The following is a 23,049-nucleotide window of genomic DNA, read 5'->3' as shown; positions in this document are numbered from 1 at the left end:
CCGGGCGCGTCTCACACCTGGACGATCGGCTCCCTCGTGAACAGCGTCCCCATCGCCGGCGCGTTCACCCGGCGGTCCGTCAGCCTCAGGGCCTCCCAGACGGTGACCTGGTTCGCGGTGAGGACCGGCTTGCCCAGCTCCTTCTCCAGGGCCGGGATGTGGGTGACCGTGTGGAGGGCGGTGTCCGGGAGGAGGACCGCCTCGGCGTCCGGTGAGTCGGCCTCCCGGGCCAGCGCGAAGATCTCCTCCTCACCCCAGGTGCCGACCTCCGCGGCGGTGATGATCCCGGCGCCGTGGACCTGGAGGACCTCGACGCCGCCCGCCCGCAGGAACTCGGCGAACAGGCCCGCCACGTCGTCCGGGTAGGTCGCCGCGACCGCCACCCGCCCGGCCCCGATCTCCTGGGCCGCGTGCACGAAGGCGAACGAGGTGGAGGAGGCGGGCAGGCCGGCCGTGCGGGCCAGGGTGCGGACCTGCTCCTGGGCGCCCTCCCAGCCGTGCACGAAACTGCCGCTGGTGCAGGCCCAGACGACGGACTCGGAACCCGACAGGCGCAGTTCCTCCACACCCGCGGCGAGCCGCTCGGCGGTGCCCATCTCCAGGAGGGCGTCCACGCGGTGGGCGTCCGTGCCGATGTCGGTGTGGACCACGTCCAGGCGGATGTCGCTGCCCAGGAGCTGTTCGATGCGCGGATAGTCGTCCTCTGCGGCATGGCCCGGGTAGAGGAATCCGAGTGCGGTCATGTCCAGCCTTCCTGCTGCTGTTCTTCGTCCGGCAGGCCCCGGACTTCCGGCAGACCCGGAATCTCCGGGCGCGCGGGCCCCGTCCTCGCCGCCGGGTCGATCAGCGCCTGGTACGGTCCCACGGCTCGGGTACCCAATCGGCGCAACGCCGCCCACATGGTCACCTGGTTGGCCGAGATCACCGGTATGCGCAGTTCCGCCTCCAGTTGCGGGATGACGTCGTACGTCGGCAGGTTGGTGCAGCTGATGAACAGCGCCTGGGCGTCGGCCCGTACGGCCCGGTGGGCCATCTCGGAGACCTGGCGGTAGGGCACCTTCCAGATGTGCCGGGTCAGGCCCATGTAGGCGCACCCGGCGACCTGGACGCCCGCCTCGGCGACGTACTCCTCCAGCGACCTGGTCACCGACACCGTGTACGGCGTCACCAGCGCCACCCGGCTCACCCCGAGTTCGGCGAGGGCGTCCAGGAGGGCGCCGGAGGTGGTCAGGGACGGGACCGCGCCCGCCCTGGTCATGGCCGCGCACATGGCCCGTTCCCCGGCGATCCCGCCGACGAAGCTGCCCGAGGTGCAGGCGTAGGCGACGACCTCGGGGGCGATGGCGTTGAGCGTGCGCACGGCCTCGTGCAGGGTCTCGTGCTCGCTGACCAGGCGGGCGAGGTCGAGGCCGACCTCGACGGGCACGTACGGGGTGCGGGTCAGATGGAGCGAGATCCCGTCGGGGACCCAGCGCCACAGCTCGCGATCGAGCGCGAAGTCGAAGGGGGCGACGACACCGACACCGCGTTGCGGGCGCGGACCACCCAGAAAGGAAACGTCCATGGCAGAACCGGCCTCACGGTGAGAGACGGAAGGACAGCGGAACGTGCACAACGCCTGTGTTGACGAAGGTAGGTTCGGGTGCGAGCGTGGTCAATCCGCCCACGTCAGACACTGGGCCGTCCCCGGAGAAACGGTGCCTGGATGTCCGTCCCCACCCTTCTGGTCCTGGACGCCGATCCCCCGCCGAGGCTCGGCAGCCTCACCGGCCGGGCCCGGATCGTGCACGCGGACGCGTCCACGCTCGCCGAGCGGCTGCCGTTCGCCGACGTGCTGCTGGTCTGGGACTTCACCTCGACCGCGGTGCGCGACGCCTGGCCGGGCGAGGGGCCCCGGCCGCGCTGGGTGCACACGGCGAGCGCGGGCGTGGACCACCTGATGTGCCCCGAACTCGTCGCCTCGGACACGAGGGTGACCAACGCGCGCGGTGTCTTCGACCGGCCGATCGCCGAGTACGTCGCCGCGCTGGTCCTGACGATGGCCAAGGACCTGCCCCGGACCCTGGAGCTCCAGCGGGAGGGTGTGTGGCGGCACCGGGAGTCCCAGCGGGTGGCCAGCACACGCGCGTGCGTGGTGGGTTCCGGGCCCATCGGGCGGGCGATCGTCGCCACCCTCAAGGCGCTCGGCGTCACCACCGCCCTGGTCGGCCGCCGTTCCCGTACCGGGATCCACGGTCCCGACGACCTCGACCGGCTGATGGCCCGCGCCGACTGGGTGATCGCGGCCGCCCCGCTCACCGCGGAGACGCACGGCATGTTCGACGCCCGCCGCTTCGGGATGATGCAGCCCTCGGCCCGGTTCATCAACATCGGGCGGGGCCAACTCGTCGTGGAGGACGCGCTGGTGGAGGCGCTCACCAAGCGGTGGATCGCCGGGGCCGCCCTCGACGTCTTCGCCACCGAACCCCTGCCGCCGGAGAGCCCGTTGTGGCGGGTGCCGGGCCTGATCGTGTCCCCGCACATGAGCGGTGACACCGTCGGCTGGCGCGATGAACTCGGCGCGCAGTTCGTGGAGATGTACGACCGCTGGGAGGCGGGCAGATCACTCACCAACGTGGTCGACAAGCAACGCGGGTACGTGCCGGGGCACTGAACGTCGAGCGGAGGGGCACATGCAGGACCTCACCGAACTGACCGCCGTACAACTCGTCGAGGGCTACCGCAAGGGCGAGTTCAGCCCCGTGGAGGCGACCCGGGCGGCGCTCGACCGGGCCGAGCGGATCCAGCCGCAGGTGAACGCGTTCGTGCGCGTGACCGGCGAGGAGGCCCTGGCGCAGGCCCGCGCGTCGGCGGACCGCTGGCGGCGCGGGGAGCCGTCCGGCGCGGTGGACGGCGTCCCGGTCACGGTGAAGGACATCCTGCTGATGCGCGGCGTCCCGACGCTGAAGGGCTCCAGGACCGTCTCGGAGAGCGGCAGTTGGGACGAGGACGCGCCGTCCGTCGCCCGACTGCGCGAGCAGGGCGCCGTGTTCCTCGGCAGGACGACCACCCCGGAGTTCGGCTGGAAGGGCGTCACGGACTCGCCGCTGACGGGCGTGACCCGCAATCCCCACGACCCGTCGCGCACCGCGGGCGGCTCCAGCGGGGGTGCCGCGGCGGCCGTGGCGCTCGGTGCGGGGCCGCTCGCACTGGGCACGGACGGCGGGGGCAGTGTCCGTATCCCGGCCGCGTTCTGCGGGATCTTCGGCCTCAAGCCGACGTACGGCCGGGTGCCGCTGTACCCGGCGAGTGCCTTCGGCACCCTCGCGCACGTCGGCCCGATGACCCGTGACGCGGCCGACGCGGCGCTGCTCCTCGACGTCATCGGGATGCCGGACTCCCGTGACTGGTCGGCACTGGGCCCGGCGGCCGGCCCATACACGGCGGCCCTGTCGGGCGGGGTACGGGGTCTGCGGGTCGGGTACTCCCCCTCCCTCGGCGGCCAGGTGGCGGTACAGCCCGGCGTCGCGGCCGCGGTCCGCCGGGCCGTGGAACGCCTCGCCGGACTCGGCGCGTACGTCACCGAGACCGACCCCGACTTCGCCGACCCGGTAGAGGCCTTCCACACCCTGTGGTTCAGCGGGGCGGCCCGGGTGACCCAGCATCTCGGGCCGCGTCAGCGGGAGTTGCTGGACCCGGGGCTCCGCGAGATCCGCGACCTCGGGGCACGCATGAGCGCGCTCGACTATCTCGCCGCGGTGGACGTGCGGATGGAACTCGGGCGCCGGATGGGCCGCTTCCACGACTCCTACGACCTGCTGGTGACCCCGGCCCTGCCGATCACGGCGTTCGAGGCGGGCACGGAGGTCCCCAAGGGCTCGGGGTATCGCCGCTGGACGGGGTGGACGCCATTCACGTACCCCTTCAACATGACGCAGCAGCCGGCGGCGAGCGTGCCCGTCGGCACGGACGGCGCCGGGCTGCCGGTGGGACTGCAGATCGTGGCGGCCCGGCACCGGGACGACCTGGTGCTGCGGGCGGCGCACGCGCTGTACGAGGCAGGGGCCGCGGGAATCGCGCCGCCCGTCTCAGCCCACGAGGGCCACGTACAGGGGTGAGCCCAGCAGGACCAGAGGCCGACCACGGTACGTCCGTCCCGGCCGCCGAAGAAAACCGTCGAACTGTCGTCGCGGCCGCCGTCGGCCAACGGCCCCCACTGGACGGGGAGTCGGCGATCCCCCGATCTCGTCGGTGCGGCTCGCCTCGAACGACGTGGCGAAGGACCGCAGGGCAGGAACCGCTCCCGTCCGGCGTCCGAGCCGCCGCTACGCCCGGCGGAAGCGGAGTCTCTCGCCGAGTGCGCCTGAGCGCCAGAGATCGTTGCAGCCCTCGGCGAGGGCGTCCAGCCCCTCCACCACCTGGCCCCAGACGATCCCCGGCACCCAGCCCACGTCGCCGTTCAGGAGCAGGTTGTTGCGTTCGTAGAACAGGGCCAGGTCCACCAGTGTCGTGTCCGCGCGGACCTCGCGGTCGTAACCGTGGGACGCGGTGCCCAGTTGCGTACCCGCGAAGGAGAAATAGCAGAGATCTCCGGGAATCGGGGTAACTGTCGGATTTTCCAGGGGCGGTTCCGATTCCGCGAAGGGCGGGAAAAGGGCGTAGATCTCGTTGCGCGCGTACTTGGCGTGATAGACGTCACCGGCGAGCGGGAGGGCGTCCCATACGGCCGCGCAGGTGATCGGCGCCCGGTCGTCGAGGAGCTTTGCCGTCGCGGTGATCTCCCGCTCGACCAGCGAGACTTCGATATAGCGGTCAGCCATGCATTCCATGGTCCCCCGCCGGTCAAGAGGGCCTCGGTGCGAAACGGGGCTCGAATCGATCCGCATAAGTCGCGTCCGGTCGGGTAGCCGCGCCGCCATGGCTCCACCATTGGAACAAGGCGAACACATATCCGGGACCTCCCGCCGATCGCTGCTCGCGGGGGTGGCGGCGCTCGGTGCGCTGGGCGCCGCCGGCTGCTCACGCGTGGCCACCGCCTCCACCACGGGCGGCGGTGAACTGCTCGACCGGCTCAGGGCGGCGGGTGTCGTACGGCTGGGAATCGCGGGCGAGATCCCCTTCGGTTACATCGACAAGAACGGCGACCTGACCGGCGAGGCCCCGGAACTCGCGAGGGCCGTATTCAAGCGGCTCGGAGTGGACAAGGTGCAGCCCGTGCCCACCGAGTTCGGCTCGCTCATTCCCGGACTGAATTCGCAGCAGTTCGATGTGGTGGCAGCCGGGATGTACGTCACCCCGGAACGCTGCGAACAGGTGATCTTCGCGGATCCCGACTACCAGATGCTCGATTCCTTCATCGTGGCCAAGGGAAATCCCAAAGGTCTTCACACTTACCAGGACGTCGTCGAGAAGAAGGCGAAGTTCGCCACCGGCACCGGCTACGCGGAGATCGGGTACGCCGTCGAGGCCGGATACAAGGAGAGCGACATCCTGATCGTTCCCGACCAGGTCGCGGGACTGAACGCGGTGGAGGCGGGACGCGTCGACGTGTTCGCCGGGACCGCGCTCACCACCCGTGAGGTGGTGAAGAAATCGGCCAAGGCGGAGGCGACGAAGGCCTTCACCCCGACCGTGGGCGGCAAGCCGCACATCGACGGAGGTGCCTTCGCGTTCCGCCGCACCGAGACGAAGCTGCGGGACGCCTTCAACACCGAGCTGCGGAAGCTGAAGAAGAGCGGGGAGCTGCTCCGGATCCTCGAGCCCTTCGGGTTCACACGGGCCGAGATGACGGACCTGACCGCGAAGGAGCTCTGCGGCGGATGACAACCGGACTCTGGGAACTGGTCCTCAAGGGCATCTGGACGACCGTCCAGCTGCTGGTGTTCAGCTCGCTGCTCGCCGCCGCCGTGTCCTTCGTGGTCGGCGTCCTGCGCACTCACCGGCTGTGGATCGTCCGCTTCCTCGCGGGCTTCTACACCGAGGTGTTCCGCGGGACCTCGGCGCTGGTGATGATCTTCTGGGTGTTCTTCGTGCTGCCCCCGGCCTTCGGCTGGCAGCTGGTACCCATGTGGGCGGGCACGCTCGCGCTCGGCCTGACCTACGGGGCGTACGGCTCCGAGATCGTGCGCGGGGCGCTCAAGGCCGTCGACCCGGCCCAGCAGGAGGGCGGGATCGCGCTGAGCTTCACGCCCTGGCAGCGGATGCGGCTGATCCTGCTGCCGCAGGCGGTGCCGGAGATGATCCCGCCGTTCTCCAACCTGCTGATCGAGCTGCTCAAGGGCACCGCGCTGGTGTCCGTGATGGGCATGGGCGACCTGGCCTTCAGCGGCAACCTGGTGCGGCTCGCGCTCCAGGAGAGCGCCGGGATCTACACGTATCTGCTGCTCATCTACTTCGTGATCGCCTTCCTGCTCACCCGGCTGATGCGCGGCCTCGAGAAGAAGCTCAAGGCGGGGGTCGGCAAGGAGCCCGCGCGTGAGGTGCAGGTGCCCCAGCCCGTCGGAGGTGGTGTCGGATGACCTGGGACTGGAGTGCCGTGAGCGACTTCATGCCGCAGTTCTGGGACGGTCTGCTGGTCACCCTGCAGGCCCTCGCGCTCGGCTCGCTGATCTCCTTCGCGCTCGGCCTGGTGTGGGCGCTGCTGATGCGCGCGCCCTCGCGGTTCGTGCGCTGGCCGGTCGGGGTGGTCACGGAGTTCGTGCGCAACACCCCGCTGCTGGTCCAGCTGTTCTTCCTCTTCTACGTGCTGCCCGAGTGGGGCGTGACCCTCTCGGCGCTGGCCACCGGTGTCATCGGGATCGGGCTGCACTACTCGACGTACACGATGCAGGTCTACCGGGCCGGTATCGAGGCGGTGCCGGCCGGCCAGTGGGAGGCGGCGACGGCGCTGAACCTGCCGCGGATCAGGACCTGGCAGGTGGTGATCCTGCCGCAGGCGATCCGCCGGGTCGTGCCGGCCCTCGGCAACTACGTGATCTCGATGCTCAAGGACACACCGATGCTGATGGTCATCACGGTGCTGGAGATGCTCGGTGAGGCGCGGCTGTTCGCGCAGGAGCACTTCCAGTTCACCGAGCCGCTGACCGTGATCGGCGTGGCCTTCATCGTCATCTCCTATCTGGCCTCCCTTCTTCTGCGATCCCTGGAGCGACGTCTTGTCCGCTGACACCCCTTTGACGGCAGCACTCGATGCGAACACCAACCCGCCGGTCGACGGCAGTGAGCTGATCCGCTTCGAGGACGTGACCAAGCGCTTCGGGTCGAACACGGTCCTGGACCGGCTGAACTTCTCCGTGGACTCCGGGAAGCACGTGACGCTGATCGGGCCGTCCGGGTCCGGCAAGACCACGATCCTGCGGATGCTGATGACGCTGACCAAGCCCGACGAGGGCACGGTCACCGTGGGCGGGGAGAAGCTGTTCCCGGCTCCGGAGAAGCAGCTGCGCGAGGTGCGCAAGAAGATCGGGATGGTCTTCCAGCAGTTCAACCTGTTCCCGAACATGACGGTCCTGCGCAACATCACCGAGGCGCCCGTCACCGTGCTCGGCCTGTCCAAGGACGAGGCGGAGGCACGCGCGCGTGAGCTGCTCGACCTGGTGGGGCTCGCCGACAAGGCCGGGGCCCGGCCGACGCAGCTGTCCGGCGGACAGCAGCAGCGGGTGGCGATCGCACGGGCGCTGGCCATGCGGCCGCAGGTCCTGCTGCTCGACGAGGTGACCTCGGCGCTCGACCCGGAGCTGGTCGCGGGCGTCCTCGACGTGCTGCGGGACATCGCCCGCACCACCGACATCACGATGCTCTGTGTGACCCACGAGATGAACTTCGCCCGGGACATCTCCGACCAGGTCCTGATGTTCGACTCGGGCCGCATCATCGAGTCGGGCGCACCGGAGAAGATCTTCAGCGACCCCGAGCGGGACCGCACCCGGGAATTTCTGAGCGCGGTTCTCTGACTCCAAGAGGTGAACAGAGTTCAACCTTCGAGGTCCCGGACCCGGGTCATGTCACTGGCATATGCCAGTGTGCCAGCGGCCCTGCTGAGAGGGCCCGGCCCGGGGACGGAATCTCGTCAACCGCCGCTCACTACAAGCCTTTTGCCGGTTATCGTGGAAGGGATCGCTGTCTGGATTACGGCCCAGTAGTAGTGCGACCTAGCGAGCGCAGGGGGAACACCGTGGCGCTGAAGCACGAACCGACCGCGCCGTACCACTCCGCCCAGGACGCACTGCGCGTCCTGGAGACCGTGGCACGGCACACGACCGGAGTCACCGACACCGAACTCGCCCGAACCACCGGCCTCGCCCCGGAGCGACTGACCGCGCTCCTGAGGATGCTGCGCCGCGAGGGATACGTCGAGCAGGTCGCCGACGGCGCGTATGTGACGGGCGAGGCCCTGACCAGGATCAGCTCCACCCACGAACGCGACCAGGCCGTGCGCGACAAGCTCCAGCGCACCCTCGACGAACTGCGCGACGCGATCGGCGCGGCCGTCTACATCAGCCGGTACGTCGACGGCGAGGTCACCATCTCCCAGTACGCCGACGGTCCCGCGACCCCGGCGGTCAACGAGTGGGTGGACTTCCGCTCCTCGGCCCACGCCACCGCGCTCGGCAAGAGCCTGCTCAGCCAGCTCGACCACAACGGCCGCCGCGACCATCTCTCCCGGCACCGCATGACCCGCCTCACCTCGCGGACCATCACCAGCGACAAGCTGCTCCTCTCCCGCCTGGAGGCTCAGCCGCCGACGGTCCCCCACCTCGACCTCCAGGAGTACGCGGTGGGCACGGTGTGCGCGGCGGTACCGATCACGGCGGGCTCGTCGGTGGGATGCCTCGCGCTGTCCCTGCCGCTCGACCAGGCACATCGCCTGCGCCAGGCGACGGACCGACTGAACAGGGGGGCGGCACCGGTCCTCCTGTCCCTGGCGATCTAGGAGCGGGGCAGGAGGTGGTCGGTCGGTGGTCACGAGCACCCCTGGGGACCGGGTAGTATTTTCTCGTCGCCAGCCGCCGAGAGGCGGACGGCGAGGGTCATGCGCCGCTAGCTCAGTTGGTTAGAGCAGCTGACTCTTAATCAGCGGGTCCGGGGTTCGAGTCCCTGGCGGCGCACCAATGAAGGGCCTCTCGTGGGAGCGAGGGGCCCTTCGGCGTTTCCCAGGCCCAGACGAGGCCGGTCGGCCGGGGGTCTGGGGGTCGCCCCCAGAAGACGCAGCATCAGCGGGTCCGGGGTTCGAGTCCCTGGCGGCGCACCAATGAAGGGCCTCTCGTGGGAGCGAGAGGCCCTTCGGCATTTCCCAGGCCCAGACGAGGCCGGTCGGCCGGGGGTCTGGGGGTCGCCCCCAGAAGACGCAGCATCAGCGGGTCCGGGGTTCGAGGGACCCTTCGGCGTGTGCCAGTCGCTGGTACGTCCGCGCCCCGGGCGGCCGCCACCACACCGGGTCCGCGCACCGCACGCCCTCTTTCCTGAGCAGCGCTCGGTGGATCTTGTTCGTGGCCGTGACCGGCATCCGCTCCACCACCCGCACGAACCGGGGCGCCATCTTCGTACCGAGATCGGGCTGGGCTTCCAGGAACTCCGCGAAGGACAGCGGATCGAAGGTCCCCGCGATCGTCGCCATCACCTGGTCCCCGGTGACCGGATCCGGCACCGCGTACACGGCGACGGCCACCGCCCCCTCGTAGCGCGCAAGGATGTTCTCGATCATCGCGGCGGCCAGGTTCTCGCCGTCCACGCGGAGCCGGTCGTCGGTGCGGCCCGCGAAGTAGAGGTAGCCGTCGGTGTCCCGGTAGAAGAGGTCACCGGTCCAGTACCAGCCTCCCCGGCGGCGCTCGGCCTCCGCCTCCGGATTACGCCAGTACCCCTCGAAGGGGTTCGGCGCCCGGTTCACCAGCTCCCCTATCGCCTCGTCCCCGTTCAGCAGCCGCCCGGCCGCGTCGAACCGTGCGGGCGGACACTCCCGCCCCGTCTCCTGGTCGAGTACGACGAGCCCGGGCCCCGCCCGCCCGACCGCACCCTCGGGAGTCCCCGGCGCCCACTGGATCGCCGCGCCGCCCTCGGAGGACCCGTACCCCTCGACCAGCCGCACCCCGAACCGCCGCTCGAAGGCCGCCGCGTCCACCGCCCCCGCCTCGGTGCCGAAGCCGAGCCGCAGCGGGTTGTCCCGGTCGTCCGCGCGCTCCTCGGTGGCCAGGACATACTGGATCGCCCGGCCGACATAGGTGAAGTACGTCGCCCCGTACGCACGCACGTCCGCCAGGAACCCCGACGCCGAGAACCGCCGCCTCAACGCCACCCCCGCCCCGGTCACCAGCGCGGGCGCCCAGTCGGCGATCACCGCGTTGCCGTGGAACATCGGCATGCAGATGTAGTGCACCCCGTCGGGCCCGAGCCGGAACTGGTCGGCCAACGAGCGCCCGGCGGCGGCCAGGCGGCCCTGGGAGCACAGTGCCGCCTTGGGGGCGCCGGTCGAACCCGAGGTGAAGTAGAGGAGCAGCCGGTCGTCGGGGGCGGCACGGGAGGCGTCCGGTTCGGCGCCGGCGTAGGGCGCGATCAGGGCGTCGTACTCCTCGGTGCCGGTCAGCAGGAGGCGGACGCCGGGGAGGTCGAGGCCCCGCAGCAACGGGAGTTGGGACGGTTCCGTGATCAGCAGGCGGCACTCGGTGTGCACGATGTCTCGGGCCAGTTCGGCGCCCCGCCGGGTGGGGTTGACCCCGGCGACGGCGACCCGGGCGAGCGCGGCGGCGCCCAGCCACAGCGGGTACTCGGGGGTGTTGTCGAGCAGCACACCGATGTGGGCCCCGGCACCCGGCAGCAGGTCGGCGAGCAGTGCCGCCCGTGCGGCGGCGCCCGCGGCGACCTCGTGGTGGGTGAGCGCCCGCCCCTCGAACCACAGCCCGGGCCGGTGGTCACCCCACCGCCCGGCGACGAGCTCCGCGACCGTACGCCTCCTGGAGTCCATGGAGGCGCACGGTAGTTGACGGACCGTCAGATGTGGAGGCCTAGGACGTCGCGGTGAGGGCGACCATGACGACCGCACAGACGAGCGCGACCACGCCGGCCATGGCGACCACCGCGCAGGCGGCGCACCCGTGCCCGCCACGGCCGGGGCGGGCCGTCGCCACGACGTCCGGGCTGTCGGCGTAGTGGACGGTGACGATGTCGCCCTCGAGTATCGTCCCCGGACCGCCCTCCTCCTCGAAACGGACGACCCGGCCGTCACGGGCCCTGAACTCGTACACATGGCGCAGCGCGGTGCGCACCCCTGTGTCGCCGCCCCCGTGGGCCATCGCGTACACCCGCAGGCACCGCCCCTCGGCGGTCAGCCCGCTCGTCCAGGCGCTGCGCATCCGCAGCCAGCGCCGCACCACGACGTACGCGGCCAAAAGGACCACGGCCATGATCTGGACGGGAATGACGTAGAAGAAGGCGTCCATGGCAGATCCCCCGAGGTCAGGCACCGATCGCGTGATCGTGTGGGGAACCTACCCCGGGGGACACCTGGACTGTCTCAAGCAATGCTCAGAACGTGACGTCCGAGCAGGCGTAGAACGCGTTCGTCGTGTCGGCGATCGTCCACACCGCGACGATCACATGCCGTCCGCTGAGCCCGGACGGCAGGGTGCCGCTGTGCGAGAGGGTGGAGGGGGGCCGCTGGCCGTTGTAGGGGACGGTCAGGAACGGGGTGAGGTTGAGGTCGGAGCGGGTCAGGTTGTGGTTCTGGTTCCAGCCCGCCTTCGTGACGTAGTACTTGAAGTCGGTTGTGGCGTGCATGGCGGTGAACTGCCAGCGGAACGTGTAGCTCTGGCCACCCGTCACCTTGGTCGCCGGCCAGGCGCTGCCCGACGGGGTCTTCGGCGCGCTGAGCTGGCTGAACTGGCTCAGGCCGGCGTTGCATATCTGCCCGTCGGCGGGACCTGAGGCCGGGAAGCCCTTCGGGCCCTCGACGCTCTGCGGCTCCCACTGGATCGAGCCGCAGTTCGCCACCGTGCCGTTCTGGCAGAGCTTCTGCCTGCTGATGGGGAGGTCGGTGTAGCCGTGGCTGCTGGCGCCACCGGAGGAGAGCACGAGGGCTCCGGTGGTGGCGAGGCCCACCACGGCGGCGTACCACTTGGTCTTTTTGCGCATGCTGCCGCTCCTGGAGAACGTGGGGAAGTTCAGTGAGCTTGCAGGTCTAGACCAAGTCCCAGATTATTACCGCACGTTGACCATGTCCATACCAACTACGCGCCCTGTTCCGTTCGCCCCGCGCAGAACGCCACCGTCAAGTCCTTCACCAGCGCCTTGCGTTCGTAGTCGTCCAGTTCCACCAGGCCCCGCATGGTCAGCCGGGTCACGGTGTCCTCCACCGAGTCCACGACCGAGGTCAGCATGCTCGACCGGTGCTGGGCGTCCAGCGCGGCGATCCGGCGGCGGTGCATCGCGGCGGCGACCTCGGGGGCGTACTCGATGAGCAGCGGCTGGACCGAGAAGACCTCGACGCCGACGGGCGCGGTCTCCGCGGCCACCAGCCGGGTCAGCGCCTCCCCCGCCGCGTCGACCGAGCCGCGTCCGGAGCCCGGCGCCTCCACCGGGATCCGGGCGAGCGCGGCCTCGACGCACTCGCGCAGGTACGTCTCGTGATCGTCGACGCCGAGCGTGGCCCGCGCGGTGTCCCGCACCCGCCACACCACGAGGACGACGACCCGCAGCCCGACCCCGCTCGCGTCGGCGGCCGGCATCGGCTCGCCGCGCCAGTGCCGCAGCCGCACGTCGACCCGGCGGCGCAGCAGCAGCGGGTTGACCCACATCAGGCCGGTGCGCCGGACGGTTCCCCGGTAGCGGCCGAACAGACCGAGCACCCAGGCGCGTCCGGTGCGGCCCCGGGCCAGACCGCCGAAGCCGAACAGGGCGAGGGCAGCGGCTCCGGCGTACGCCGCCCACTGCGCCGGACCGAGACCCGCGCCCGCGAACGCCGGGAGCCGGAGAGCCTTCAATGCGAGCGGTGGCAGCATCCCGGCCCACCACGAGGTGACCGCGCACCCGGCCAGCCCGCAGACGCCGGCGAGGACGCCCACCGAGCCCGGCAGCACCCGGGCGGGGCGTTCGGCCAGCTCCGGGTCGACGTCGGGGGCGGGTCGCGGGGTGACCTGGTGGGGCCTGCGCAGGCGGGGCTGTTCTCCGGTGCCCTGCCGGCGTCCCACCACCGCGGGTCTCAGCGGTACCGAGACGGGGTCGGGGTCGTCACGGAAGAGCAGATGGACCGGGATCTCGGTGGTCGCCTCGTTCTGGATGAGCCGGGCGGACCGGAACGGTCCCTCGGACTCGGGCGTGTGTGAAGTGGTCGTGCTCATGAGTGCCTCCAGCCTCCGCGCCAGATGCGTCACAACGGGTGATGACGGGCCAGGTGATCGGGCCAGGTGATGACGAGAGGGCGCGCCGGGCGATGACGAGCCGGCTGAGACGCGCCTTGGTGATGTCGCGCCGGGTGATTACGAGAAGAGCCGCCGCCAGGTCTCCGGCCCCGGGTAGCCGTCCGCCGCGCCGCCCCGCCAGCCCTGGGCGCGCTGGAAGGCCTCGACGCCCCGCCGGTCCGGCTCGCCCCAGCGTGGCCCCGGCCCGGTCGTGTAGTACTTGCCGAACCCTTTCTTCACCAGCTGTCTGCCGAGCTGGGTGACGTATCTGTTGTTCGCGCCGGGCCGGAACATCGCGCGCCCCGGGTAGCCGCGGACTCCGTGCGAGGAGGGCGAGGAGGATACGGGCGGGCCCGCCGTCTCCGTCCCCGTCCCACCGCCCGCCTCGATGTCCTTGCCGGCACCGGTGACCAGCAGCTTCCAGGTCTGCGCCCCGGGCAGCCCGTCCGCGTCCCCGCCCCGCCAGCCCTGCGCCAGCTGGAACGCCTGAGTGGCCCTGCGGTCCGTGTCCGTCCAGCGCGGGCCGGGGCCGGAGGGGTAGTAGCGCCCGGCGCCGCGCTTCACGAGCATCCGGCCGAGCTGGGTGACGTACTTGTTGTTGGCCCCGGGACCGAAGTAGGCGGGCCCCGGGTAGGGCGTCACGTCCGGCGCCTGCGGCTTGGCGGTGTCCGGCTCGGCGCCCGCGGCGGCGCCCGCGAGCCCCTTGTAGCGGTAGGCGACGTAACGGTCCGAGTTGCTCCAGTAGGCATACGGGGTGGCCTGCCCCCGGGCGTACGGGCGGGTCTCCTCGTAGGCGAGGTAGTAGGTGCGCGTGTAGTCCGTCCAGCCGCCGAAGATGACGACGTGGGAGCCCTGCTCGGGGTTGTCCGGGTTGTGGAAGAGCAGGATGTCTCCGGGCTGGAGGTCGTCCTTGGCGATCCTGATCCCGTACTGGCCCAGGCTGCCGGTCCACTCGTTGCCCGGCAGGTTCCAGGCCATGGACACGAAGCCCGAGCAGTCCTGCCGGTAGCCGTCGCTCCAGTAGGCGGACATGCTGTACGGCACTCTCGCGGCGACCCAGCTCTTGGCCCGCCGGATGATGTCGGCGCGGGTGGTGGTCGGCGCCTTGACGGCCGCGGGCCGGCCGCCGGAGCTGTGCAGCGGGGCCTTGTGGCCCTGGGGGGTGTCGGGCCCGTCGATCCCCGGGATCCCCGGACGGACCGGGACGTGGGAGGCCGCGAAGGCCGGGGCCGTGTGGACCACGCCGAGGGCGGTGGAGGCCGCGGCGGCGAGGATCAGGGCCCGGGTGGCGGCGGGGTGGCCTCCGCCGGTCGAGCGGGGGAGCACGCGCCGCCAGTGGGCGCATCCGGGGCAGTCGCAGTCGCTCGCGGGATCGATTTCCTCGAATACCGGAGTCTCCATGCGACGCCCCTCACACTCCAGATTGAAATGTCCGCAACTGTGCACATTCGTCAGTTTCTCAACTGTCGCCCGCACGCGCATGCTGACGGTCCGAATGATGTACGACGAGTCCGGAGCACCCTCGCCCGTCGGGTAGAGTTGTGCAGGTCAGCAGGCGCCGCTAGCTCAGTTGGTTAGAGCAGCTGACTCTTAATCAGCGGGTCCGGGGTTCGAGTCCCTGGCGGCGCACAGACGATTGAAGGCTTCCCGTGAAGGCGGGGGGCCTTCAATGCTTGACGGCAGGACGGCAGGACGGCAGGGGGTCCGGGGGTTGCCCCCGGAAGATGCAGCATCAGCGGGTCCGGGGTTCGAGTCCCTGGCGGCGCACCGACATGGAAGGCCCCTCGCTCCGGCGGGGGGCCTTCCTGCGTGAAAGGGGGGTGAACCGGACCGGTCCGGGGGCCGTATGGATGTCCGCAACGACCTCCGCATGACACCCACAGGGGCCACAATGAACGCGTATGACCGGTAAACACCGTGTTTCGCATCTTGCGATCATGATGAGCACCGTAGAACCCTGGTTTTCAAGATGCTGCGTATACGCGGCAGTTGGGGGGCAAGGAGACGGTTGCCGGTGTTGCGGGGAAAGGGGCCCCGCCGCTGACGATGATGCCGGAGGGGGCGTCTGCAACCGGAAGGTCGCTGTTACCTGTCTCATGCTGTGAAGAGTGTGGTGACTGCGGCCCACCACTGATACGTCTGAAAAGGTCGAGGGGGACCAGCTCAGCCGTAAGGAACCGACGACACGCGGCCTGTCCGCGTGTGGGGGGATGACTCATGACGTCGACGCCGACGGGCGCCCGGCAGAATTTCGACCCGTCCGACACCACTCAGCTCAGGCTGCCTTCGCACCGGACCGGCACACTGCGCCGGATAAAGAAGACACTTCCGAAGTACGACTACGAGCACTACAGCAGACTGGCCGGTCCCCTCACACAGCCCGACCCGGGCCAGCCCTACAAGGTGCAGTACCGCTCGTTGATCTCGCAGGAGCCGCACCGCATCCGGGTCGCCCTGATGCTCGCCGCGGCCCCGCTGCTCTCGCTGGTCCTGCTGGCCTGGCTGCTGCAGCCCGAGCACTGGACCGAGCGCGACTACCCGGCCTTCTCGTGGCTGCCGGCCCTGGACATCGTCATGCTCGTCTCGATCGGCCTGATCGAGTTCTTCCGCTGCATGAACGTCCTGTCCAACGCGCACGCCACCCTGGTCGCCCGTGACCCGATCCCGGTGGTGCCCGAGACCGGCACCAGAGTGGCCTTCCTCACCTCCTTCGTGCCCGGCAAGGAGCCGCTGGAGATGGTGACCCGGACCCTCGAAGCCGCGGTGAAGATCCGCCACCGCGGCCTCATGCATGTCTGGCTCCTGGACGAGGGCGACGACCCGGAGGTCAAGGAGGTGTGCGCCCGGCTCGGCGTGCACCACTTCTCCCGCAAGGGCGTCGAGAAGTGGAACCAGCCCAAGGGCCCGCACCGCGCCAAGACCAAGCACGGCAACTACAACGCCTGGCTGGACGCGCACGGCGACCAGTACGACTTCTTCGCCTCCGTGGACACCGACCACGTGCCGCTGCCCAATTACCTGGAGCGGATGCTCGGCTTCTTCCGCGACCCGGACGTCGGCTTCGTGATCGGCCCGCAGGTCTACGGCAACTACGACAACTTCGTCACCAAGGCCGCCGAGTCCCAGCAGTTCCTCTTCCACGCGCTGATCCAGCGCGCCGGCAACAAGTACGGCTCCCCGATGTTCGTGGGGACCTCCAACGCCGTACGGATCAAGACGCTGAAGCAGATCGGCGGGCTGTACGACTCGATCACCGAGGACATGGCCACCGGCTTCGAGATCCACCGCGCCAAGAACCCGGCGACCGGCAGGAAGTGGCGCTCGGTCTACACCCCGGACGTGCTCGCGGTCGGCGAGGGCCCGAGCGCCTGGACGGACTTCTTCACCCAGCAGATGCGCTGGTCGCGCGGGACGTACGAGACGATCCTCAAGCAGTACTGGAAGGGCTGGTACTCGCTGCCGCCGAGCAAGCTCTTCAACTACACGATGATGATCATCTTCTACCCGATGTCCGCCCTCAACTGGATCCTCGCGGCCCTGAGTTGCGCGCTGTTCCTGGGCCTGGGCGCCTCGGGTGTGAACATCGACCCGACCGTGTGGCTGATGCTCTACGGCAACGCCTCCGCGCTCCAGATCGGCCTGTACATCTGGAACCGCCGCCACAACGTCTCCCCGCACGAGCCGGAGGGCTCCGGTGGTGTGGCCGGCATGGTGATGTCGGCGCTGTCCGCCCCGCTGTACGCGAAGGCACTGGTCGACTCGCTGCTGCGGCGCAAGAGCAAGTTCGTGGTGACGCCCAAGGGCGACTCGGCCAGCCCCGACCGGTGGTTCGCGACCTTCCGCTACCACTGGTACTTCATCGCGATCTTCGGTGGCTCGATCGGTGCGGGTGTCGCCCTCGGGCACTCCCACCCCGCGATGATCACCTGGGCGACCTTCGCCATGCTGATCACCGCGACACCGATCTTCACCTGGCGGCACATGCTGCGACAGGCGAAGAAGAAGCCCGCCACCGCACCGCAGGAGACGGCGGTTCCGGCCCAGGTTCCGGCACACCAGCAGTACCAGCCGCAGCCGCTGCCGGCCACTCAGCACGCTCCCGCCCAGCACGCACCGGCGGGCAAGCCGAGCTGGGCCGACTCGAACACGCACGACGAGGGCAACGACCAGACCATGCAGATCGCCCTCGGTGGACTTGGGGGACGTAAGGAATGAACGACCGTGCAGGCCGCCGCCGCGCCCGTCGACTTGCGATCGGTACGGCGGTGGTGCTCGCGCTGGCCGGGATGAACGGCCCGTGGCTGTACCGCTTCGGGACGGCGAAATACCACCAGTACCAGATCAACAAGCCCGAGTACAAAGCCGAGAACGGCAAGTGGGAGATCGTCGATTTCCCCGAGGAGTACCGGCAGAACACCATCCACGCGGCGCTGCTGCGCACCGGGAAGGTGCTGCTGGTGGCGGGCTCGGGCAACAACCAGGACAACTTCGACGCGAAGAGGTTCGACACCCGGATCTGGGACCCGGTCAAGGGCACGATCAAGAAGGTGCCGACGCCGAAGGACCTGTTCTGCACGGGGCACACCCAGCTGGCGAACGGCAATCTGCTGATCGCCGGTGGCACCAAGCGGTACGAGAAGCTCAAGGGTGACGTCACCAAGGCCGGCGGCCTGATGATCGTCCACAACGAGAACCCGGACCAGCCGATCACCCTGCCGGCGGGCACCAAGTTCACCGGCAAGGAGAACGGCAGGACGTTCGTGTCGAGGGACCCGGTCGTCGTGGAGCGGGCCACGAAGGTCTTCGACAAGACGACCGGGAAGTTCCTGCGCAACACCCCCGGGCTCGGGCGTATCTACGTCGAGGCGCAGAAGAGCGGCGCCAAGTACGAGACGGGTACCCAGGACAACTACCGGATCCAGGGGCTCACCGGCACCGAGGCCCGTAACACCTACGGCATCGCGCAGAAGCTCGCGCTCGACAAGAAGGACTTCCAGGGGATCCGGGACGCCTTCGAGTTCGATCCGGTCGCGGAGAAGTACATCAAGGTCGACCCGATGAAGGAGGCCCGCTGGTATCCGACGCTCACCACCCTGAGCGACGGAAAGGTCCTCAGCGTCTCCGGGCTCGACGACATCGGGCAGCTGGTGCCGGGCAAGAACGAGGTGTTCGACCCGAAGACCAAGAAGTGGACGTACCTGCCGAAGGTCCGCCAGTTCCCGACGTATCCGGCGCTGTTCCTCCTGCAGAACGGCAAGGTCTTCTACTCGGGGTCGAACGCGGGGTACGGGCCGGACAACGTGGGCCGGGTGCCGGGCATCTGGGACGTGGACACCAACAAGTTCACCAAGATCCCGGGGCTCAGCGACGCCAACAGGATGGAGACCTCCGGGACCGTGCTGCTGCCGCCGGCGCAGGACGAGAAGTTCATGGTGATCGGGGGCGGCGGGGTCGGTGAGTCCGCGCTGTCCAGCAACCGGACGCGGATCGTGGACATGAAGGCGGACAGCCCGAAGTTCGTGGACGGGCCGACGCTGGAGAAGGGGACGCGGTATCCGCAGGCGTCGATCCTGCCCGACGACAGCGTGCTGGTGTCCGGGGGGTCGGAGGACTACCGCGGGCGCGGTGACTCCAACATCCTCCAGGCCCGGCTGTACCACCCGGACACGAACACGTTCACGTCGGTGGCCGATCCGTTGGTGGGGCGCAACTACCACTCCGGGTCGCTGCTGTTGCCGGACGGGCGGGTGATGTTCTTCGGGTCGGACTCGCTGTACGGGGACAAGGCGAACACGAAGCCGGGTGTCTTCGAGCAGCGGATCGAGATCTATACGCCGCCGTATCTGTACCGGGATTCTCGGCCGTCGCTGTCCGGGGGGCCGCAGACGATCGCTCGGGGGGCGGCGGGGACGTTCACGTCTCCGCAGGCTTCTGTGATCAAGAAGGTGCGGTTGATTCGGCCCAGTGCGTCGACTCATGTGACGGATGTGGATCAGCGGTCGGTCGAGCTGAAGTTCACTGTTTCCGGGGACAAGGTGAAGGTGACTGTGCCGGGGAACAAGAACTTGGTTCAGTCGGGGTGGTACATGCTGTTCGTCGACGATGACCAGGGGACGCCGTCGAAGGCTCAGTGGGTTCGAGTGCCGTAATACCAAAGACGCTCCCGCACCTTTGCTTTCGGGTGCGGGAGCGTCGTGGCTTGTCGCGCAGTTCCCCGCGCCCCTAACTACCGGCAGCCTGCGCCAGTTTCAATGCGTAGGTCGGCCACCACTTGCCCGCCTTCGGGCCGCCCTTGCACTCGCCGTCCGACTCGCCCGGGCGCTTGACCCACAGGTAGGCGTCCACCAGCGGGTCCGCTGTCTTGATGGTCGGGGTCTCCCCCAGGGCCCTGCCCGGTGGGTTGCACCAGCGTTCGTTCTCGTCGCCGGCCTTGTAGGGGCCGTTGCCGTTGCGGCTGGTGTCGATGACGAAGTGTTTGTTGCCGACCTTGGCGGAGAGCTGCTTGCCGTAGGCGATGGAGTCCTCGGTGGAGTAGAAGTTGGAGACGTTCACCGAGAAGCCGTCGGCCTTGGCGATGCCGGCCCATTTCAGGGGTTCGAAGATCTGGTCCGGGTGGCCCCAGCCCGCGTTGCCCGCGTCGAGGTAGACCTTCGTGTTCTTCAGGGCGCCGAGCTTCTCGATGGCGCCGGTGAGCAGGTCGTAGCGCTCCTCGTGGAACTCGTCCTTGGTGCAGCCGTCGACCAGGTGCAGGACGGCGTCCGGTTCGAGGATCACAGTCGCCGACCGGTCGCCGATGCCCGCGGCCACGCCGTCGATCCAGGTCCGGTAGGCGTTGCCGTCGGCGGCGCCGCCCTGGGAGTACTGGCCGCAGTCGCGGTGCGGGATGTTGTAGAGGACGAGCAGGGCCGTACGGCCGGCCCGGTCCGCGGCCTCGGTGAAGCCGCGCGCCTCCTGCTCCGGGTTCTCCGTGCCGATCCACTCGCCGGTCGGCTGCTGGGCGATCTTGCGGATCTGATCGGCCTCGTCGTCCTTGCCGCTCTTCACGTATGCCGCGACCTGCTTGGCCGCGTTGCCGTCCGGGTTGACCCAGAACGGGTCGGCCTCCTTGGGCTGCTGGGTGATCCCGGCACCGGGCTTGTCGCCCCCGCCCTCCTTCTCCGGTTCCCCCGACGACGAACACGCGGCGAGCAGCAGTGCCGCCCCCAGCACCGCCGCGGACGCCCGTGCGCGGGCCGCCCTCCTGGCCCCCCTGCTGACGTACATCCAATTCCCCCCTGGGTGCACCGTGGCAAGTCTCAATCGTGACACACCGGTCGCGCCGCCCACGAGCTCGCCGAAGCCTTGTCCAGGAGCTGTTACAGCCCCGAAGGTCGGGGTAGGGACGCGCCGTACGGGGGCGCTCGTCGATGAGGGGAGTGCTCAGCGATGCGGAACGCCACCTGGGAGATCCGGCTGGCTTCGGCGCTGGTGGAGGCGGCGGACACTCTGGCCGAGGACTTCGAGGCCACCCGGTACTTACAACAGGTCTCCGACCGCTGCGTGGAGCTGCTGGACGTGCGGGCGGCCGGGGTGATGCTCATCGACGGCGGCCGTTCGGTGTCGCTGGCCGCCAGCAGCCGGCACGAGCAGGTGGCCCTCGATCTGCTGGAGGCGCAGCGCGGCGGCGGGCCCTGTCTGGACAGCTACGGCTCGGGAGAACCCGTACCCCCGGTCTCCATACAGGTCGCCCACGCGGCCGCCCGCTGGCCCGACTTCACCGAACGGGCCCTCAGGCACGACATCGTGGCCACGTTCGCGGTCCCGCTGCGCTGCCGCGAGAACCTGCTGGGCGCCCTCAACGTGTTCGCGCCGACGCTGCCCGGCACCGGTCCGGACGACGATGTCACCTCCGAGCTCCATGTCGCCCAGGCCCTCGCCGACGCCGCCGCCCTCGGTCTGCAGAACCGTCACACCTACGCTCAGTCCCGCACCCTGTCCGGTCAGTTGCGGCAAGCCCTGTCCAGCAGGGTCCGCGTCGAGCAGGCCAAGGGGATGCTCGCCGAGCGCTGGGGCGTTGCCGCCGACCAGGCATTCATGGCGCTACGGCAGTACGCGCGACGGCACCGGCTGCCCCTGGACCAGGTGGCCGCCACGGTCATCGAGGGCGCCGCGGACGACGCCGAACTGCTCCGGGAGATCGACGCAGGCGCCGGCGGACCAGCGTAGAACCCAGGGCCACCAGCGCGGATGACGGAGAGCCACGAGTACGGGACTTGGCGTCAGTCGGCCTCTAGGCCCGGGCGCTCATCCGTTCTAAAGTCTTCTCATGAATGACGGCCCCAGCCCCTGGCCGCAGTCATGACCACCGAGCCTCCAGACCTCCCGCGCCATCGCCGGGTTACTCCCGCAACCCGAGCGCGCGTGGTCGAGGACCGGCCCGGTCGGCGACTTCAGGGGGAGCGGGTCGCCGACCGGGCCGGTAATGCCTGCGGGAGTCCTACAGGCCGGTGCCCGTCAGATACGCCGAGACGATCACGTTCGCCGTGTAGCTGCGGCTCGTCCGGTCGAAGGTGCCGCCGCAGGTGATCAGGCGCAGTTCGGCGCGGCCCGGCACGCGGGGGCCGTAGGCCTGGTGGGCGTCGAAGTGGTCGCGGCCGAGAACCTGCACGTCGTCCACGGTGAACTCGGCGACCCTGCCGTCGTCGCGAATCACACGGACCCTCTCGCCCGGTGCGAGGGCGCCGATCCGGTGAAAGACGGCGGGCCGGGTGTCGGTGTCGACGTGTCCCACCATGAGCGCGGTCCCGGCGGCCCCGGGTTGCGCGCCGGCCGCGTACCAGCCGACGACGCCGGGCTGGTCGAAGGGCGGCGGGTCGGGGGCGCCCCGGGCGTCCAGGCCACGGGCCACCACCGGCGCCTGCACCCCGAGGTCCGGGATGTCGAGACGCAGGGGCCGCGCTCCCGTCAACGGCCGTGCGGCGGGCGGCAGTTCGACGGCAGCGGGGGGACGCCCGAGCGCGGCCACGTCACCGATGGCCGACACGGACCTGCCGTGCCGTACGTCGGTGAGCTCGCTGCCCCACAGCCACAGACCGAGCAGCAGCACCGCCCAGGTCGCGCCGGTCAGCAGCCGTTGGTACATCACCGGTCAGCCCGTCCCGCGGCTCCGGCGGCTGCGGCGCAGCACGACGGCCAGCGCCGCGGCCCCGGTGAGCACCAGGCCCGTCACCGCCTGCCCGGTGCCGGGCCCGGCGGCCTGGGGCGCCATGGAGGACAGGTGGGTGGCGGTCCAGCCGCCGCCGGCGTCGACGGAGGCGGCGGGGGACGCCGGGGCGGCGCCGCCCTTCGCCGCTGCGACGGTGATCCTGCCCTTCACCTCGAGGTCGGCGCAGGTGATCCGCACGTCGTAGGGGCCGGGCGCGGCCGAGGAGCGGACACGAGTCTCACCGGCGAGGCTGCCGCCGGTCCCCGTCAGCCGGGTGTCGGCGACGAACGCGGCCGAGGCGGCGGTGGCCGTCCTCCCCGCGCAGCCGGTCACCCGCAGCGTGAGGTCGGCGCCGGCGGCCGGGATCGACGGGGTCACCGAGACGCTGCCGCCGTCCGCGGCCTGCGCGGGCGGGGCGAAGGCGGCGAGAGCCAGGGTCGCGGCACAGAGAGTGAGGCGTAGGAAACGCATCGTGAACCTCCAGATGTCTGGAGGGTC

Annotated in this window: 21 protein-coding genes and 2 tRNA genes; 12 read left to right on the top strand and 11 right to left on the bottom strand. The window is 70.0% G+C overall.

What is annotated here, in order from left to right:
* Positions 1-11: 11 nt before the first annotated feature.
* Both ACZ39I_RS36325 and ACZ39I_RS36320 read right to left on the bottom strand, forming a co-directional pair.
* On the bottom strand, positions 12-743 hold the full coding sequence (locus ACZ39I_RS36325; RefSeq protein ID WP_467249237.1) for a maleate cis-trans isomerase family protein: 732 nt from the start codon (positions 741-743) through the stop codon (positions 12-14).
* A complete protein-coding gene (locus tag ACZ39I_RS36320) occupies positions 740-1,564 on the bottom strand; it encodes a maleate cis-trans isomerase family protein (protein WP_467249235.1) in 825 nt (274 codons plus the stop codon). Before ACZ39I_RS36320 ends, ACZ39I_RS36325 begins: the two co-directional genes overlap by 4 nt.
* Before the next feature lie 141 nt (positions 1,565-1,705).
* Between ACZ39I_RS36320 and ACZ39I_RS36315 the strand changes: the two genes are divergently transcribed.
* Positions 1,706-2,653 (top strand): D-2-hydroxyacid dehydrogenase, encoded by a 948-nt coding sequence (locus ACZ39I_RS36315; RefSeq protein WP_467249233.1) that lies wholly within the window; start codon positions 1,706-1,708, stop codon positions 2,651-2,653.
* Positions 2,654-2,672: 19 nt separating this feature from the next.
* Positions 2,673-4,097, top strand: a complete 1,425-nt coding sequence (locus ACZ39I_RS36310; RefSeq protein WP_467249231.1) for an amidase — start codon at positions 2,673-2,675, stop codon at positions 4,095-4,097.
* Between the two features lie 207 nt (positions 4,098-4,304).
* On the opposite strand, the gene ACZ39I_RS36305 is transcribed toward ACZ39I_RS36310, so the two are convergent.
* Positions 4,305-4,799, bottom strand: a complete 495-nt coding sequence (locus tag ACZ39I_RS36305) for a DUF3830 family protein (RefSeq protein ID WP_467249229.1) — start codon at positions 4,797-4,799, stop codon at positions 4,305-4,307.
* A gap of 97 nt (positions 4,800-4,896) precedes the next feature.
* Between ACZ39I_RS36305 and ehuB the strand changes: the two genes are divergently transcribed.
* The 6 genes from ehuB to ACZ39I_RS36275 all read left to right on the top strand — a co-directional run bounded on the left by ehuB (position 4,897) and on the right by ACZ39I_RS36275 (position 9,089).
* Complete coding sequence (gene ehuB / locus ACZ39I_RS36300) at positions 4,897-5,802, top strand: ectoine/hydroxyectoine ABC transporter substrate-binding protein EhuB (RefSeq protein ID WP_467249227.1); 906 nt, start codon at positions 4,897-4,899, stop codon at positions 5,800-5,802.
* The gene (gene ehuC, locus ACZ39I_RS36295) at positions 5,799-6,497 is read left to right on the top strand and encodes an ectoine/hydroxyectoine ABC transporter permease subunit EhuC (protein ID WP_467249225.1); all 699 of its coding nucleotides are present in this window, start codon (positions 5,799-5,801) and stop codon (positions 6,495-6,497) included. Before ehuB ends, ehuC begins: the two co-directional genes overlap by 4 nt.
* The gene (gene ehuD, locus ACZ39I_RS36290) at positions 6,494-7,144 is read left to right on the top strand and encodes an ectoine/hydroxyectoine ABC transporter permease subunit EhuD (RefSeq protein WP_403652701.1); all 651 of its coding nucleotides are present in this window, start codon (positions 6,494-6,496) and stop codon (positions 7,142-7,144) included. Before ehuC ends, ehuD begins: the two co-directional genes overlap by 4 nt.
* Positions 7,134-7,931: an ectoine/hydroxyectoine ABC transporter ATP-binding protein EhuA gene (gene ehuA, locus ACZ39I_RS36285; RefSeq protein WP_467249223.1), complete on the top strand. Its 798-nt coding sequence runs from the start codon at positions 7,134-7,136 to the stop codon at positions 7,929-7,931. The genes ehuD and ehuA overlap by 11 nt, the downstream gene beginning before the upstream one ends.
* A gap of 221 nt (positions 7,932-8,152) precedes the next feature.
* A complete protein-coding gene (locus ACZ39I_RS36280) occupies positions 8,153-8,911 on the top strand; it encodes an IclR family transcriptional regulator (protein ID WP_467249221.1) in 759 nt (252 codons plus the stop codon).
* A gap of 101 nt (positions 8,912-9,012) precedes the next feature.
* A tRNA-Lys gene (locus ACZ39I_RS36275) sits at positions 9,013-9,089 on the top strand.
* Between the two features lie 242 nt (positions 9,090-9,331).
* On the opposite strand, the gene ACZ39I_RS36270 is transcribed toward ACZ39I_RS36275, so the two are convergent.
* The 5 genes from ACZ39I_RS36270 to ACZ39I_RS36250 form a co-directional block, all read right to left on the bottom strand.
* On the bottom strand, positions 9,332-10,936 hold the full coding sequence (locus ACZ39I_RS36270) for a long-chain-fatty-acid--CoA ligase (RefSeq protein ID WP_467249219.1): 1,605 nt from the start codon (positions 10,934-10,936) through the stop codon (positions 9,332-9,334).
* A gap of 40 nt (positions 10,937-10,976) precedes the next feature.
* On the bottom strand, positions 10,977-11,411 hold the full coding sequence (locus tag ACZ39I_RS36265) for a hypothetical protein (RefSeq protein WP_467249217.1): 435 nt from the start codon (positions 11,409-11,411) through the stop codon (positions 10,977-10,979).
* A gap of 85 nt (positions 11,412-11,496) precedes the next feature.
* Positions 11,497-12,102 carry a lytic polysaccharide monooxygenase auxiliary activity family 9 protein gene (locus tag ACZ39I_RS36260; protein WP_467249215.1) on the bottom strand — a complete coding sequence of 202 codons (606 nt, stop codon included), beginning with the start codon at positions 12,100-12,102 and terminating at the stop codon, positions 11,497-11,499.
* Between the two features lie 95 nt (positions 12,103-12,197).
* Positions 12,198-13,307 (bottom strand): SPFH domain-containing protein, encoded by a 1,110-nt coding sequence (locus tag ACZ39I_RS36255; RefSeq protein WP_467249213.1) that lies wholly within the window; start codon positions 13,305-13,307, stop codon positions 12,198-12,200.
* A gap of 138 nt (positions 13,308-13,445) precedes the next feature.
* Positions 13,446-14,768 carry a peptidoglycan-binding protein gene (locus ACZ39I_RS36250; protein ID WP_467249211.1) on the bottom strand — a complete coding sequence of 441 codons (1,323 nt, stop codon included), beginning with the start codon at positions 14,766-14,768 and terminating at the stop codon, positions 13,446-13,448.
* Between the two features lie 154 nt (positions 14,769-14,922).
* On the opposite strand from ACZ39I_RS36250, the gene ACZ39I_RS36245 reads away from it, so the two are divergent.
* The 3 genes from ACZ39I_RS36245 to glxA all read left to right on the top strand — a co-directional run bounded on the left by ACZ39I_RS36245 (position 14,923) and on the right by glxA (position 19,516).
* Positions 14,923-14,996: transfer RNA gene (locus ACZ39I_RS36245), tRNA-Lys, on the top strand.
* A 588-nt stretch (positions 14,997-15,584) separates the two neighbouring features.
* The gene (locus ACZ39I_RS36240; protein ID WP_467249209.1) at positions 15,585-17,582 is read left to right on the top strand and encodes a glycosyltransferase family 2 protein; all 1,998 of its coding nucleotides are present in this window, start codon (positions 15,585-15,587) and stop codon (positions 17,580-17,582) included.
* On the top strand, positions 17,579-19,516 hold the full coding sequence (gene glxA, locus ACZ39I_RS36235; RefSeq protein WP_467249207.1) for a radical copper oxidase GlxA: 1,938 nt from the start codon (positions 17,579-17,581) through the stop codon (positions 19,514-19,516). Before ACZ39I_RS36240 ends, glxA begins: the two co-directional genes overlap by 4 nt.
* 73 nt (positions 19,517-19,589) lie before the next feature.
* On the opposite strand, the gene ACZ39I_RS36230 is transcribed toward glxA, so the two are convergent.
* Positions 19,590-20,630, bottom strand: a complete 1,041-nt coding sequence (locus ACZ39I_RS36230) for a glycoside hydrolase family 6 protein (RefSeq protein WP_467249205.1) — start codon at positions 20,628-20,630, stop codon at positions 19,590-19,592.
* A 162-nt stretch (positions 20,631-20,792) separates the two neighbouring features.
* On the opposite strand from ACZ39I_RS36230, the gene ACZ39I_RS36225 reads away from it, so the two are divergent.
* Positions 20,793-21,572 (top strand): GAF and ANTAR domain-containing protein, encoded by a 780-nt coding sequence (locus ACZ39I_RS36225; protein WP_467249203.1) that lies wholly within the window; start codon positions 20,793-20,795, stop codon positions 21,570-21,572.
* A gap of 271 nt (positions 21,573-21,843) precedes the next feature.
* Here the strand turns inward: ACZ39I_RS36225 and ACZ39I_RS36220 are convergent, their stop codons facing one another.
* Positions 21,844-22,488, bottom strand: coding sequence for a class F sortase (locus ACZ39I_RS36220; RefSeq protein WP_467249300.1), 645 nt, complete (start codon positions 22,486-22,488; stop codon positions 21,844-21,846).
* A 6-nt stretch (positions 22,489-22,494) separates the two neighbouring features.
* A complete protein-coding gene (locus tag ACZ39I_RS36215; RefSeq protein WP_467249201.1) occupies positions 22,495-23,022 on the bottom strand; it encodes a hypothetical protein in 528 nt (175 codons plus the stop codon).
* Positions 23,023-23,049 lie beyond the last annotated feature (27 nt).

The sequence above is a fragment of the Streptomyces sp. NPDC024687 genome (assembly GCF_055559055.1).
This window is presented reverse-complemented; position numbering and strand designations above follow the sequence as displayed.

What these genes read in the sequence shown, in the direction of transcription:
- ACZ39I_RS36325 (WP_467249237.1), bottom strand. Translation starts at nt 743, where the DNA reads ATGACCGCACTCGGATTCCTCTACCCGGGCCATGCCGCAGAGGACGAC.
- ACZ39I_RS36320 (WP_467249235.1), bottom strand. Translation starts at nt 1,564, where the DNA reads ATGGACGTTTCCTTTCTGGGTGGTCCGCGCCCGCAACGCGGTGTCGGT.
- ACZ39I_RS36315 (WP_467249233.1), top strand. Translation starts at nt 1,706, where the DNA reads ATGTCCGTCCCCACCCTTCTGGTCCTGGACGCCGATCCCCCGCCGAGG.
- ACZ39I_RS36310 (WP_467249231.1), top strand. Translation starts at nt 2,673, where the DNA reads ATGCAGGACCTCACCGAACTGACCGCCGTACAACTCGTCGAGGGCTAC.
- ACZ39I_RS36305 (WP_467249229.1), bottom strand. Translation starts at nt 4,799, where the DNA reads ATGGCTGACCGCTATATCGAAGTCTCGCTGGTCGAGCGGGAGATCACC.
- ehuB (WP_467249227.1), top strand. Translation starts at nt 4,897, where the DNA reads ATGGCTCCACCATTGGAACAAGGCGAACACATATCCGGGACCTCCCGC.
- ehuC (WP_467249225.1), top strand. Translation starts at nt 5,799, where the DNA reads ATGACAACCGGACTCTGGGAACTGGTCCTCAAGGGCATCTGGACGACC.
- ehuD (WP_403652701.1), top strand. Translation starts at nt 6,494, where the DNA reads ATGACCTGGGACTGGAGTGCCGTGAGCGACTTCATGCCGCAGTTCTGG.
- ACZ39I_RS36270 (WP_467249219.1), bottom strand. Translation starts at nt 10,936, where the DNA reads ATGGACTCCAGGAGGCGTACGGTCGCGGAGCTCGTCGCCGGGCGGTGG.
- ACZ39I_RS36265 (WP_467249217.1), bottom strand. Translation starts at nt 11,411, where the DNA reads ATGGACGCCTTCTTCTACGTCATTCCCGTCCAGATCATGGCCGTGGTC.
- ACZ39I_RS36260 (WP_467249215.1), bottom strand. Translation starts at nt 12,102, where the DNA reads ATGCGCAAAAAGACCAAGTGGTACGCCGCCGTGGTGGGCCTCGCCACC.
- ACZ39I_RS36255 (WP_467249213.1), bottom strand. Translation starts at nt 13,307, where the DNA reads ATGAGCACGACCACTTCACACACGCCCGAGTCCGAGGGACCGTTCCGG.
- ACZ39I_RS36250 (WP_467249211.1), bottom strand. Translation starts at nt 14,768, where the DNA reads ATGGAGACTCCGGTATTCGAGGAAATCGATCCCGCGAGCGACTGCGAC.
- ACZ39I_RS36240 (WP_467249209.1), top strand. Translation starts at nt 15,585, where the DNA reads ATGACGTCGACGCCGACGGGCGCCCGGCAGAATTTCGACCCGTCCGAC.
- glxA (WP_467249207.1), top strand. Translation starts at nt 17,579, where the DNA reads ATGAACGACCGTGCAGGCCGCCGCCGCGCCCGTCGACTTGCGATCGGT.
- ACZ39I_RS36230 (WP_467249205.1), bottom strand. Translation starts at nt 20,630, where the DNA reads ATGTACGTCAGCAGGGGGGCCAGGAGGGCGGCCCGCGCACGGGCGTCC.
- ACZ39I_RS36225 (WP_467249203.1), top strand. Translation starts at nt 20,793, where the DNA reads ATGCGGAACGCCACCTGGGAGATCCGGCTGGCTTCGGCGCTGGTGGAG.
- ACZ39I_RS36220 (WP_467249300.1), bottom strand. Translation starts at nt 22,488, where the DNA reads ATGTACCAACGGCTGCTGACCGGCGCGACCTGGGCGGTGCTGCTGCTC.
- ACZ39I_RS36215 (WP_467249201.1), bottom strand. Translation starts at nt 23,022, where the DNA reads ATGCGTTTCCTACGCCTCACTCTCTGTGCCGCGACCCTGGCTCTCGCC.